The organism is Tabrizicola sp. (assembly GCF_016792905.1).
GTDB lineage: Bacteria > Pseudomonadota > Alphaproteobacteria > Rhodobacterales > Rhodobacteraceae > Tabrizicola.
Genome location: NZ_JAEULP010000083.1, coordinates 1 through 11428, shown reverse-complemented (window position 1 = coordinate 11428; position 11428 = coordinate 1). Strand labels below are relative to the sequence as shown.

Annotated in this window: 11 protein-coding genes; 5 read left to right on the top strand and 6 right to left on the bottom strand. The window is 68.4% G+C overall.

The window, feature by feature from the left end:
* Nucleotides 1-32: 32 nt before the first annotated feature.
* Nucleotides 33-1337: a VWA domain-containing protein gene (locus tag JNL31_RS17145; protein WP_294975901.1), complete on the bottom strand. Its 1305-nt coding sequence runs from the start codon at nucleotides 1335-1337 to the stop codon at nucleotides 33-35.
* A gap of 82 nt (nucleotides 1338-1419) precedes the next feature.
* On the opposite strand from JNL31_RS17145, the gene JNL31_RS17140 reads away from it, so the two are divergent.
* Both JNL31_RS17140 and JNL31_RS17135 read left to right on the top strand, forming a co-directional pair.
* A complete protein-coding gene (locus JNL31_RS17140) occupies nucleotides 1420-2172 on the top strand; it encodes a DUF6502 family protein (protein WP_294975898.1) in 753 nt (250 codons plus the stop codon).
* Nucleotides 2172-2348: a hypothetical protein gene (locus JNL31_RS17135; RefSeq protein WP_294975895.1), complete on the top strand. Its 177-nt coding sequence runs from the start codon at nucleotides 2172-2174 to the stop codon at nucleotides 2346-2348. Before JNL31_RS17140 ends, JNL31_RS17135 begins: the two co-directional genes overlap by 1 nt.
* Here the strand turns inward: JNL31_RS17135 and glcF are convergent, their stop codons facing one another.
* The 3 genes from glcF to JNL31_RS17120 form a co-directional block, all read right to left on the bottom strand.
* Nucleotides 2349-3629: a glycolate oxidase subunit GlcF gene (gene glcF / locus JNL31_RS17130; RefSeq protein WP_294975892.1), complete on the bottom strand. Its 1281-nt coding sequence runs from the start codon at nucleotides 3627-3629 to the stop codon at nucleotides 2349-2351. It abuts the gene before it with no gap.
* Nucleotides 3629-4711, bottom strand: a complete 1083-nt coding sequence (locus tag JNL31_RS17125; RefSeq protein WP_294975889.1) for an FAD-binding protein — start codon at nucleotides 4709-4711, stop codon at nucleotides 3629-3631. The genes glcF and JNL31_RS17125 overlap by 1 nt, the downstream gene beginning before the upstream one ends.
* Before the next feature lie 61 nt (nucleotides 4712-4772).
* On the bottom strand, nucleotides 4773-6206 hold the full coding sequence (locus tag JNL31_RS17120; protein WP_294975885.1) for an FAD-linked oxidase C-terminal domain-containing protein: 1434 nt from the start codon (nucleotides 6204-6206) through the stop codon (nucleotides 4773-4775).
* 80 nt (nucleotides 6207-6286) lie between these two features.
* Between JNL31_RS17120 and JNL31_RS17115 the strand changes: the two genes are divergently transcribed.
* Nucleotides 6287-6973: a DUF599 domain-containing protein gene (locus tag JNL31_RS17115; RefSeq protein ID WP_294975883.1), complete on the top strand. Its 687-nt coding sequence runs from the start codon at nucleotides 6287-6289 to the stop codon at nucleotides 6971-6973.
* 36 nt (nucleotides 6974-7009) lie between these two features.
* Here the strand turns inward: JNL31_RS17115 and JNL31_RS17110 are convergent, their stop codons facing one another.
* On the bottom strand, nucleotides 7010-7804 hold the full coding sequence (locus JNL31_RS17110) for an amino acid ABC transporter permease (RefSeq protein ID WP_294975880.1): 795 nt from the start codon (nucleotides 7802-7804) through the stop codon (nucleotides 7010-7012).
* Between the two features lie 36 nt (nucleotides 7805-7840).
* Nucleotides 7841-8626, bottom strand: coding sequence for a transporter substrate-binding domain-containing protein (locus JNL31_RS17105; protein ID WP_294975878.1), 786 nt, complete (start codon nucleotides 8624-8626; stop codon nucleotides 7841-7843).
* A 160-nt stretch (nucleotides 8627-8786) separates the two neighbouring features.
* Here JNL31_RS17105 and JNL31_RS17100 point away from each other — a divergent pair, with 160 nt between their 5' ends.
* Both JNL31_RS17100 and JNL31_RS17095 read left to right on the top strand, forming a co-directional pair.
* Complete coding sequence (locus tag JNL31_RS17100) at nucleotides 8787-9581, top strand: class III extradiol ring-cleavage dioxygenase (protein ID WP_294975875.1); 795 nt, start codon at nucleotides 8787-8789, stop codon at nucleotides 9579-9581.
* A gap of 171 nt (nucleotides 9582-9752) precedes the next feature.
* Complete coding sequence (locus JNL31_RS17095) at nucleotides 9753-11126, top strand: amidase (RefSeq protein WP_294975872.1); 1374 nt, start codon at nucleotides 9753-9755, stop codon at nucleotides 11124-11126.
* Nucleotides 11127-11428: the final 302 nt, after the last annotated feature.

Genomic DNA, 11428 nt, shown 5'->3' with positions numbered 1-11428 from the left:
GCCGGTCCGGCCCTTGGAGGTCATTGCCGATCTCAGGACCGGCAGACCCCGGCATCATAGCCGCCCACTTCGCGCAGCACCTCGCCTCCACCCGCCTCCTGGCGCCGCCCGGACAGTTCCGTCATCAGCACCCGGGTCAGGAGCCGCGACAGCCTTGTCACCTGATAGCAGGGCACCGTCGGTTCGGCGTGGGCCAGGCCCACGCCGCTGTCGTCGGTCAGGAACAGATAGCGCCCGCCCGTCGCGACCGAGGCCTGCCGCATCAGGTATTCCGCCTCGTCACCGACGCCCGAAGCGCCGAGGGTGAATATCTGCACTCCCCTGTCGGCCGCCGCCTTCGCGGTGCGCAGGTAGCTGCCCGCGTCGCCATCATGCGGCGGGGCATCGGCGACCTGCAGGATCAGCCGCTCGCCCTTGCCCGCGCGCCAGTTCAGCCCGACCCCGGCCTTCAGCGCCGCCGCCGCCGCTTCCGGGTAGTCGCCCCCGCCACCTGCCGACAGGCCCCGAAGCCAGCCCGCCATCTGCCCCCCATTCGCGGTGAAGCCGTAGTTCTTGACCACATATTCGTCGCCCCGGTCGCGATAGGCCACCAGCCCGTAACGGATCGAAACCCCCGGAGCCTTCCGCGCCGCCGCACGGGTGATGCCAATCAGCTCCTTCTGCAGGAAGGCGATCTCGTCACCCATCGACCCGGTGGTGTCGACCACCAGCACAAGGTCCAGGAAATCCGGCTGCCAACCGGCAGCCTCGGGCAGGCGAACCGTCGCAGTCTTGCCGGTTCTCACCGTCTCCCGCGCAATCTCCTGTCCGTCCGCGCCAAAGACCCGCACCTCCACCGCGCCGGGATTGCCCGCTCCCAGGACCTGCGGGAAATCGGCGATGCGCCCCTCCGGCCCGGCATAACCCTCATGGAACGGCTCCGCCGCGCCGGGCTTGCGCAAGGTATACCGCGCACCGGGGGCCGCGCTGCCATCGGGGCCGGTCAGCCGCACCAATACCGGGGCACCCAGGCCCAGTTGCGGCAGGCCCAGACTGCCCCCCGCGCGCTTCACATAACGGGTGAAGGCCGCAAGGTTCAGCAAATCGTCGATATCCCCCGCCGTGACCACACCCCGCCGCGCAATCCCGGCGTAAGAGCCCGATGGGGGCGATTCCGCGACCACTTCGGCTTCATAGGCCGGTTCGGCGACGATGACGTCTCCGCCATATACGCCAGAGACCTCGGGCGCGGGTTCCGGGGCCGCGACGACCGCCTCCTCGCGCACGGACATGCAGCCCGCAAGCAGGGCCAGGGCAGAGACGTAGCCAAGGGGGCGAAAGGCATGGGAAAGGCGCATTGGGCGGCTCCATATCAAATGTGTAAATTACACATATTCCGTCGGGCTGGACCTGTCAAAGGAAATGTGCATATTACACACGATGGAGATCTTCGACGCCCTCTTCGCCCCGATCGCCCGGCTTCTGGTCGCGCGCGGCCTGCCTTTCCCCGATCTTGTGGAGCGGATGAAGCTCCACTACGTCCAGGCCGCAATCGCGCAGGCCGGGGCCCAATCCGGCGACCGGGCGACCGACAGCCGCGTGTCCGTGCTGACCGGCCTCCAGCGCCGTGATGTCGTCCGGCTCAGGGATCAGGACGTGAAGGACCGCCGCCCGAACCACCTCGCCCGGCTGGTGGCCCTCTGGCAGACCGAGCCAGACCTGGGGGGGCAGCCCCTGCCCCGCTCCGGCCCGGCGCCAAGTTTCGAGGCGCTGGCCCAGACCGTCCGCCGCGATGTGCACCCCCGCACGATGCTTGACACGCTGCTTGCGGCGGGAACCGTCGCGCTCTCCGATGACGGACAGGAGGTACGGCTGATCCAGCCCTCCTACCAGCCGCTTGCCGGGTCAGATGACCAGTTGGCCTATCTCTCCCGCAACCTTGGCGACCACGCCCAGGCGGCCGCAGAAAACGTGCAGGGCGCCGACCCGCCGCATTTCGAGCGCGCCGTCCATTACACCGGCCTGACCGAAGCGCAGGTCGCCGAGCTTTCCGCAAGATTTGCCGCCGCCGAGATGGCGCTTTTCCAGGAGATCAGCCAGACTGCCGCCCGGATGAAGGAAGAGAACGCCACGCCCGGCCCCCGGCGGTTCCGTGCGGGCGGCTACTTCTACCGGACCGGAGACAACGACTGATGCGCCCGATCGCCCTCTTTGCCCTGCTGCTCCTGGCCGCCTGCGCGCAAAAGGCCGAAGTCGCACTCGAGCCGGAAGTCGTGGTCGAAGGGGCTGTGTCGGCGCCGCTGGCTGACCAGCGCTGCCAGCCGGGCGACGACGACGGGATCGGCGGCACCGGCTGCCAGGTCGACTGATCAGAGCGTCCGCGGCCTCGGTCCGCCGGTGGCCCAGTCCAGAAGCTCGACCGTATGCACGACGGGAATGCCCGTGCCGCTGCCGATCTGCATCATGCAGCCGATGTTCCCTGCCGCGATCACCTGCGGCGCCTTCGCCTCCAGGGTCGCCACCTTGCGGCGCTTGAGATCGCTGCTGATCCCGGGTTGCAAGAGGTTATACGTCCCGGCCGAGCCGCAGCAGAGATGGCTGTCGGCGGGTTCCACCACGTCGAAGCCCGCACGTTTCAGCAGGTCCTTCGGCGCGGACCTGATCTGCTGGCCGTGCTGCAGGGAACAGGCGGCGTGGTAGGCGACCCGCAGGCCCTTCGGCGCACCTTCCGGCAAGCCAAGCGTTGCCAGCACCTCGCTGATGTCCTTCGCCAACCCGGACACAGTGGCAGCATCGTCGGCCAATGGCTCATTGCGGAACATGTGGCCGTAGTCCTTGACCGTGGTGCCGCAGCCCGAGGTGTTGATGACAATCGCATCCAGCCCCCCGGCCCGGCGTTCCGCCATCCACGCCCGGATGTTGGCGGCGGCGCTGGCATGGGCCAGGCCCTCCTTGCCCATGTGATGCGTCAAGGCCCCGCAGCAACCCTGGCCTCTCGCCACGACCACCTCGCAGCCCAGCCGCCGGAGGAGCCGGATGGTGGCGTCGTTGATGTCGGTGTTCAGAGCCTTCTGCGCGCAACCAGTCAGGAGCGCCACCCGCATGCGGCGTTCCCCTTGTGCGGCGAAGACCTGCGGGTCGTCGTTGCGACTGACCGGGGGAATATGCTTCGGCGCCATTGCCAGCATGGCGCGAAGTCGCGCATCCGGCAGAAACCGCGCGAAGGGCCGCGCCGCCTTTGCGCCCAGCAGCGCCAGCCGGAAGCGGCCCGGATAGGGGATCACCCGCGCCAGCACCGCCCGCAGGAGCCGGTCGACCAGCGGCCGCCTGTAGGTCTTCTCGACATGCGCTCGGGCGTGGTCGATCAGGTGCATGTAATGCACGCCCGACGGGCAGGTGGTCATGCAGGCAAGGCAGGACAGGCAGCGGTCGAGGTGCTTCACCGTCTTCTCGTCCGCCGGGCGCCCCGCCTCCAGCATGTCCTTGATCAGGTAGATGCGGCCCCGGGGGCTGTCCAACTCGTCGCCCAGCACCTGATAGGTCGGGCAGGTGGCGGTGCAAAAGCCGCAATGCACACAGGAGCGCAGGATCTGGTTCGCCCGGGCGATACCGGGGTCGGCCAGCTGTTCGGGGGTGAAATTCGTCTGCATCAGCCCATCATCCCCCGGTTCAGGATGCCCCTCGGATCAAACTTCGCCTTGAGCCCCGCCACCAGCGCCGCCACGTCCGGACCCTCGGGCGGGAAGACCGGACCGCCCTCGCCCTTCACCAGCGTGGCATGGCCGCGCCCGGCAACGGCGGCAGCGACCTCGGCGCCCCGGCCCGGATCGAGGAGCAGCCAGACCAGTCCGCCGCCCCAGTCCCACAGCGCCTCTCCACCCGTGCGCGACACCACCTCTGCTGCCGCGGTGGGCAAAGTGGCGATCCGCCAGACCTCGCCCGTCTTGCCGGTAAGCGGCGCAACATCCCGCACTCCACGCCAGAGCATGGCGGAAGCCTCGGCCTCCGCCACGCTCACGTCACCCCCGACGAGCGCGCCAAGCCGCCCGACCCGATAGGCCACCGAGCCCGCCATGCCTTCCACCCGGATCAGGCTGCGGCCCGTATGCCGCGCCGCGCCCGAGACGTCGAAGGGCGAACCCAGCGCCACGCGCAGCGCGGCAAGCCCGGCCTCGTCGCCAAGACCCTCGACCACCAGTGTCGCCTCGGCTTCCGGCAGGGCCTGCACCTTGAAGCTGACCTCGCTCAGGACGCCCAGGGTGCCCCGGCTGCCTGCCAGAAGCTTCACCAGGTCATAGCCGGTGACGTTCTTCATCACCCGCCCGCCGTTCTTCACCACGGCTCCGGTCCCATCCACAAACCGCACGCCCAGCGCCGCATCCCGCGCCGCGCCCACCTGCACCCGGCGCGGGCCCGAGGCATTCGCCGACAGGACGCCGCCGATGGTCGACACGCCCTCGCGGCCGAGCAGCCCGCGCAGGTCCGGCACCTCGAAGGCCAGCCGCTGCCGCTCCGCCGCGAGCACCCGTTCGACCTCGGCCAGAGCTGTCCCCGCCCGCACCACCAGCGTCAGCGCGCCGGGTTCATACAGTTCCACCCCGGCCAGGCCCCCGGTCTCCAGAACCTCGCCCGCCGCATGACCAATGGTCCGCGTTCCTCCACCGCGCACCAGCAGCGGCCCGGCGGCCCCCGCCACCGCTTGCGCCAGTTCCGCTTCGCTCGAAGGCCGCATCGACCTGCCTTTCATCTTAGCACAAGTATCCCGGGGGTCCGGGGGCTGGCACCCGGCGGGTTCAGCCCGCGCGCCGGGTTGCCGTGGTGGCGAGCGGGAACACCTTCGCCGGGTTCAGCAGCCATTTCGGGTCGAACACATCCTTCACCCGCATCTGCGCCTCCATGTCAGCGGGCGCGAACTGCACCGTCATCAGGTCGCGCTTCTCGATGCCCACGCCATGCTCGCCGGTGAGACACCCGCCGACCTCGACACACAGCTTCAGGATATCGGCCCCGAAGGCCTCGCAGCGTTCCAGATCGCCGGGTTTGTTGGCGTTGAACAGGATCAGCGGATGCATGTTGCCGTCGCCCGCATGGAAGACATTGCCGACGTCCAGCCCGTAGTCGCGGCTCATCTCGCCGATGCGTTTCAGCACATGTGGCAGGCTGGAGACCGGGATCGTCCCGTCAAGGCACATGTAGTCGTTGATCTGCCCCATCGCGCCGAAGGCCGACTTCCGCCCCAGCCAGATGCGTCTGGCCTGGTCCTCGTCGGCCGCCTCGCGGAATTCGACCGGGTCATGCGCCAGCGCGATCTGGCGGATGCGGGCCAGTTGTTCGGCGATCTCGGCCTCCGACCCCTCGACCTCGATGATCAGCAAGGCCTCGCAATCCGGGTAGCCCGCTTTCGCGAAGGCCTCGGTGGCACGGATGCAGGGCCGGTCCATGAACTCGATCGCCACCGGCAGGATCCCCGCCCGGATGATGTCGGCGACGCATTCCCCCGCCACCTCGTTCGAGTTGAAGCCGACCAGCACGGGCCGCGCGCCTTCGGGCTTCGGCAGGATGCGGAGCCAGGCTTCGGTGACAACGCCCAACTGGCCCTCCGACCCGCAGACCACACCCAGAAGGTCGAGGCCCGAGGGTTCCCCCCAGGGCCCGCCCAACGTGACCACCGTCCCGTCCATCCTGACCAGCGTCACGCCAAGGAGATTGTTCGTCGTCACCCCGTACTTCAGGCAATGCGCCCCGCCCGAATTCATCGCGATGTTCCCGGCGATGGCGCAGGCGAGCTGGCTGGAGGGATCGGGGGCGTAGAAGAACCCCTCCGCCTCGACCGCGCCACTGACCGACAGGTTGGTGCGGCCCGACTGCACCCGGATGAAGCGGTTGTCGTAATCCGTCTCCAGCACCGCATTCATCCGCGCGACGCCCAGGATCACGCTGTCGGCGGTCGGCATCGCGCCCCCGGCGAGGCTGGTCCCCGAGCCGCGCGGCACGACCGGCACGCCTTCTTCCCAGCAGATGCGCAGGACGGCCGACACCTCCGCAGTCGTGCGTGGCAGGACGGCGGCCAGCGGCGGGCAGCGATAGGCGGTCAGCGCATCGCATTCGTAGACGCGCAGTTCCTCGGGCGCGTCGATCACCGCGTCGGGCGGCAGCACGGCCTTGAGCCGCGTCACGATCCGCGCGCCCTGGGCGAGCACTCCGGCATCCGGCACTGGCATGTCCATGGCAATTCCCCTCGACCGGTAAATAAATATAACCAATTCTGCCTACTGACAAGCAGAAACCCCGCCTTTAGGCTGGTCGGATGACGATGAACCTTGGCACGATCCCCCCTCTTGACCTGGCCGTACTGGGACTTCTGCTCCTGTTCTGGCTCGGGTCCGGCTGGTTCAGCGAGAATCCGCCCGCCACGCGGCCCTCGGTCTCCTGGCTGATGGAGGAGTACCGGCGCGACTGGATGAAGACCTTCGTCACCCGCCAGCCGCGCATCTTCGACGCAACGCTGATAGACAGCCTGCGACAGGGCACCGCCTTCTTCGCCAGTGCCTGCATGATCGCCATCGGCGGCGGGGTGGCGGTGATCGGCAATGCGGCGGCGGTAGAGCGGCTGGCCGACGAGCTGCCCATCACCGGGGGGCCCGACGTCGCGGTCAAAATGCTGCCGGTGATCGTCTTCCTGGCCAATGCGCTGTTGAAATTCGTCTGGGCGCACCGGCTCTTTGGTTACTGCTCGATTCTGATGGCAGCCGTCCCGAACGACCCCGGCGATCCGCAGGCCTTCCATCGCGCGGGACAGGCGGCCGAAATCAACATCACCGCCGCGAAAAGCTTCAACCGGGGGCTGCGGTCGATCTACTACGCCCTTGCGGCGCTGGGGTGGCTGCTTGGCCCCTGGGGCCTGCTGGCGGGGACGGTGCTGGCCACCGGCATCCTGATCCGGCGCGAATTCGCAAGCCACTCGCGCGCCGTGATCCTGATGCGCGAGCGGTAAGGCTACCGTCCCGGACGCGATGCCGGGACGTACACCTCACGATCCGTCCCGCCCGCGCGCCCGCATCCGGGCCTCGAACCGGCGCAGCAGCAGCGACAACCCGATGGTCATCACCAGATACAGGAAGGCCGCCACGTTGTAGGTCTCGAAATAGCGGAAGTTCCCTGCCGCCGTGACCTTGGCCAGCTGCGCGACATCCGTGATCCCCAGCACCGCCACCAGCGAGCTGTCTTTCACCATTGCCACAAAATCATTACCCAGCGGCGGCAGGATCAGCCGAAACGCTTGTGGAAATCGAACATGGCGGAAGCGCTGCCAGCCGTTCAGCCCCAGCGCCATCGCCGCCTCGATCTGGCCCTTGTCCACCGCCTGCAACCCCGCCCGGAAGATCTCGGCCAGGAAGGCGGAATAGGCCAGCATCAGCGCAAGAACCGCCCGCCACAGCAGCGGCACGTCGCGGGTGCGCAGGATGTCCTCGCCCGCCACCGCATTCACCCCCGCCACCACACCCGGCACCAGCACGAAGGCCACATACAGCAGCAGCACGATGATCGGCACGCCCCGCATCACCTCGATGTAAAGCCGCGCCGCCTGCCGCAGGACGATGCGCTGCGACATGCCCATCACGGCGAGGCCCAGCCCGATGCCGCAGGCGCCCAGATAGGCCACCACCGCAACCGTCAGCGTGACCACCAGGCCCTTGGACAGCACCCTCAGCGCGTCCCGGTACACCGCGTCCGACAGCATCTCGTACAACAGCCAAAGGCCGGTGACCGCAAGGATCACCAGCCACCAGGGAAAGTCCTTCTCGGGTTCGGCGTTGGGGGCCATCAGCTTGCCCCCCGGACCGGGCCGGGAGGCCGCCTTTCACTCACCCATCTTGTAGTCGACGAACCATTTCTGGTTCAGCGCATCCAGCGTGCCGTCCGCCTTCATCGAAGCAATCGCCGCGTTGACCGGCGCCACCAGCTCCGACCCTTTCGGGAAGATGAAGCCGAAATCCTCCGAAGCCAAGGGCTCGCCCACGATCTTCAACGCCCCGTTCGAGGCCGCGACATAGCCATTCGCCGCCGTCGAATCCGACAGGGTCAGGTCCACGTCGCCCGCCTTCAGCGCCTCAAGCCCCGCGCCAAAGGTCTCGAACTTGATGATCCGCGCGTTTTCCTCGTTGCCGTCCAGGATGTTGTAGACCGCCGCGTAGAAAGGCGAGGTTCCCGGCTGGGCCGAAATCAGCAGCTCCGGGATCGCGGCAAAGCTCGCCGCATCGGTGAACCGGCTCTCATCCCCGCGCACGATCATCAGCATCTCCGACCGCATGTAGGGGTCCGAGAAATCGACCTTCTCCTTGCGCTCGTCCTTGATGGTGATGCCGGTCATGCCAATGTCGTACTGGCCTTCCGACACCGCCGGGATCATCGCGTCCCAGGACGTGTTCTCGTATTTCACCGTCATGTTCAGCCGCTTGGCAATCTCTGCCATCGCGTCATACTCCCAGCCCACCGCCGCGCCGGACTTGTCCAGGAACTGCAACGGCGGATAGGCGTTCTCGGTCACGACCACGACTTCCTTGCCCGCAAGGTCCGGCAGGTCCTGTGCAAAGGCGGGCGCGGCAAGCGTGGCAAGGCCCACAAGGGCGGCAGCAGTCAGTTTCATCGGTCAGGCTCCCGTTGGTTTTGCCCGACTATGCCGGGTGGCCCGCCCGCTTGCAACCCGGCGCCCTCGCTGTGCAGGCCCGCACAAGACCCGGCCAGAATTGCCCAGTTGCGCGGCCCCCCCGCATCCCCCACCTTTCTCCAAAGGAACGGAGACCGACATGACCCGCATGCCCACCTATTTCATCAGCCACGGCGGCGGCCCCTGGCCCTGGATGCCGGACTGGCGCGCGATGTTCCGCAATCTCGAAGCCAGCTTCGTCCAGATGGTCAAGGACCTGCCCGAACGCCCGAAGGCGATCCTGATGATCTCCGGCCACTGGGAGGACGAGGCCTTCGCCGTCATGTCCAGCGCGAACCCGCCGATGGTCTATGACTATCATGGCTTCCCGCCCGAAACCTTCCAGATCGTCTACCCCGCCCCCGGCGCGCCCGAGCTTGCCCGGAAAGCCGCCGAGCTGATCCGGGCCGCGGGCCTGCCGGTGCGGCTCGATGAAAACCAGGGCTTCGACCACGGCTGCTTCGTGCCCGCCTTCGTGATGTATCCCGACGCCAGCGTTCCCGTCTTCCAGGTCTCGCTCCGCAAGGGCTATTCCCCGGCCGAACATTTCGCCCTTGGCCGTGCGCTTGCGCCCCTGCGCGACGACGGCGTGCTGATCGTCGGCTCCGGCCTTTCCTACCACAACCTCCGCCTCTTCGGGCCGCAGGCCAAGGTCCCGTCCGAGGCTTTCGACGCCTGGCTCGCCGAAACCATGGCCGCCGCGCCTGCCGACCGCACCGACCGGCTGATCCACTGGGAAGACGCCCCCTACGCCCGCACCTGCCACAAGGAGGAAGACCATTTCGTCCCCCTCTTCGCCGCCCTCGGCGCGGCAGAGGGCGAAAAGGCGACCATGGTCTACCATGACACCAACCTCTTCGGCGGCGTCACTGCGTCAAGCTACCGGATCGGCTGATCCATCGCCGCGTCCGAACAGCCCGGCCCCTGCTTTCCCTCCCCAAATATCCCACGGGGAGCGCGAGGGGTGTGAAACCCCTCGCTCCGACGCCCGCCGATCAGGGCGCGCGATCCACCCCCTTCCCCATCGCGGCAATCCGGTCCACCCTCCGACCGAAAGGAGCGCCCGATGGACCCCGCCACCCTCACCGCATCCGTGCTCGTGGACCTCATCCGCAGAGGTCAGCTCTCCGCCGTCGAGGCAACCCGCGCCACCCTCGCCCGGATCGACCGGATCAACCCCGGCCTCAACGCCATCGTGCAGCGGATGGACGACGAGGCGCTCCGCGATGCCGCCGCCGTCGACGCAAAGATTGCGCGAGGCGACGACCCCGGCCCGCTCGCGGGCGTGCCCGTCACCGTCAAGGTCAACATCGACCAGCAGGGCTTTGCCACGACCAACGGCCTGCGCATCCAGCAGGGCCTGATCGCGACAGAGGACAGCCCGCCCGTCGCCAACCTCCGCCGCGCCGGGGCAATCATCGTCGGGCGCACCAACACACCTGCCTTCTCGCTTCGCTGGTTCACGCGCAACTCGCTTCACGGCGCCACAAGGAACCCCGCCTTCGTCGGCCTCACCCCCGGCGGTTCCTCCGGCGGGGCCGCCGCGGCCGTCGCCGCAGGCCTTGGACCCATCGGCCATGGCACCGACATCGCGGGGTCGATCCGCTATCCAGCCTATGCCTGCGGTATCCACGGCCTCCGCCCCGGCCTTGGCCGTGTTCCTGCCTTCAACGCCACCGCAGGCGACCGGCTGATCGGCGGGCAGTTGATGGCCGTATCAGGCCCCCTCGCCCGCTCTGCCGCTGACCTCCGCCTCGGGCTACAGGCCCTGTCGCAGCCCGACCCGCGCGATCCGTGGTGGACCCCCGCGCCACCGCCCGCACCCTACCGCAAGCGCGCCGCCCTCGCCCTCACCCCCGACGGCCTCGACACCGACCCCGTTCTCCGTGATGCCCTCTCCGCAGCCGCCCGCACCCTCGAAACGAATGGCTGGGAGATCGGCGAACCCACTCTCCCGCCCTTCCGCGAGGCGATGGAGCTGCAACTCACCCTCTGGCTCTCCGAATTCGGGCTCGGCGGGGCCGACGCCATCACTCGCGAAGCCGACCCCGACGCCAGCTTCGTCCATCGGGAGCTCTTGAAACTCGCCCCGCCGCCCACGCTGGAAAGCTTCATGAAGGCGCTGCAATCCCGCGCCCGCCTCGCCCGGCTCTGGCGCGGCTTCTTCGCCGACTGGCCGGTCCTGCTGACCCCCGTCTCCGCCCGCCTGCCCTTCCCCGACCACTACGACACCACCTCGCCAGAGGCCTTCGCCCAGGTGATCGAGGCCCAGATGCCCCAGATCGCCCCGCCCTTCATGGGCCTCCCCGGCCTGGCCGTCACCACGGGCCGCACGGCGACGCACCCCTTCGGCATCCAGGCCCTCGCCGACCGCGGCTGCGAGCACATCCTCCTCGATCTGGCCGACCTCCTCGCGCCCGACATTCCGGCGGTATCGTAGGGTGCGCTAAAGCGCACCATCCGTAGGTCGGGCTTCAGCCCGACTCCTCCGCCCCAAAGCCCGCACCACGCCCAGCCGCAAAGCGCCTCCCTCCCCCCTCGTGGGGGAGGGATGGGGTGGGGGGCAGGACCCGAACACCCGGATCCCAAACCTTAACACCACTTAGCCTCTAGAAAGGAACGCAACACCTGAGGTTTGGAGGGGGGTTGCGATGGAGAGGCGGGGGCGGCATCTGGACGCATGCGAGCGTGCGGTGATCTTTGCGGAGCATCGCCGGGGCACGAGCCAGCGGGAGATCGCGC

Bases quoted from the DNA above. Each gene is read 5' to 3' on its own strand.
- glcF (WP_294975892.1), bottom strand. From the start codon at position 3,629: ATGCAGACGAATTTCACCCCCGAACAGCTGGCCGACCCCGGTATCGCC.
- JNL31_RS17125 (WP_294975889.1), bottom strand. From the start codon at position 4,711: ATGCGGCCTTCGAGCGAAGCGGAACTGGCGCAAGCGGTGGCGGGGGCC.
- JNL31_RS17110 (WP_294975880.1), bottom strand. From the start codon at position 7,804: ATGGCCCCCAACGCCGAACCCGAGAAGGACTTTCCCTGGTGGCTGGTG.
- JNL31_RS17100 (WP_294975875.1), top strand. From the start codon at position 8,787: ATGACCCGCATGCCCACCTATTTCATCAGCCACGGCGGCGGCCCCTGG.
- JNL31_RS17095 (WP_294975872.1), top strand. From the start codon at position 9,753: ATGGACCCCGCCACCCTCACCGCATCCGTGCTCGTGGACCTCATCCGC.
- JNL31_RS17105 (WP_294975878.1), bottom strand. From the start codon at position 8,626: ATGAAACTGACTGCTGCCGCCCTTGTGGGCCTTGCCACGCTTGCCGCG.
- JNL31_RS17120 (WP_294975885.1), bottom strand. From the start codon at position 6,206: ATGGACATGCCAGTGCCGGATGCCGGAGTGCTCGCCCAGGGCGCGCGG.
- JNL31_RS17140 (WP_294975898.1), top strand. From the start codon at position 1,420: ATGGAGATCTTCGACGCCCTCTTCGCCCCGATCGCCCGGCTTCTGGTC.
- JNL31_RS17145 (WP_294975901.1), bottom strand. From the start codon at position 1,337: ATGCGCCTTTCCCATGCCTTTCGCCCCCTTGGCTACGTCTCTGCCCTG.
- JNL31_RS17115 (WP_294975883.1), top strand. From the start codon at position 6,287: ATGACGATGAACCTTGGCACGATCCCCCCTCTTGACCTGGCCGTACTG.
- JNL31_RS17135 (WP_294975895.1), top strand. From the start codon at position 2,172: ATGCGCCCGATCGCCCTCTTTGCCCTGCTGCTCCTGGCCGCCTGCGCG.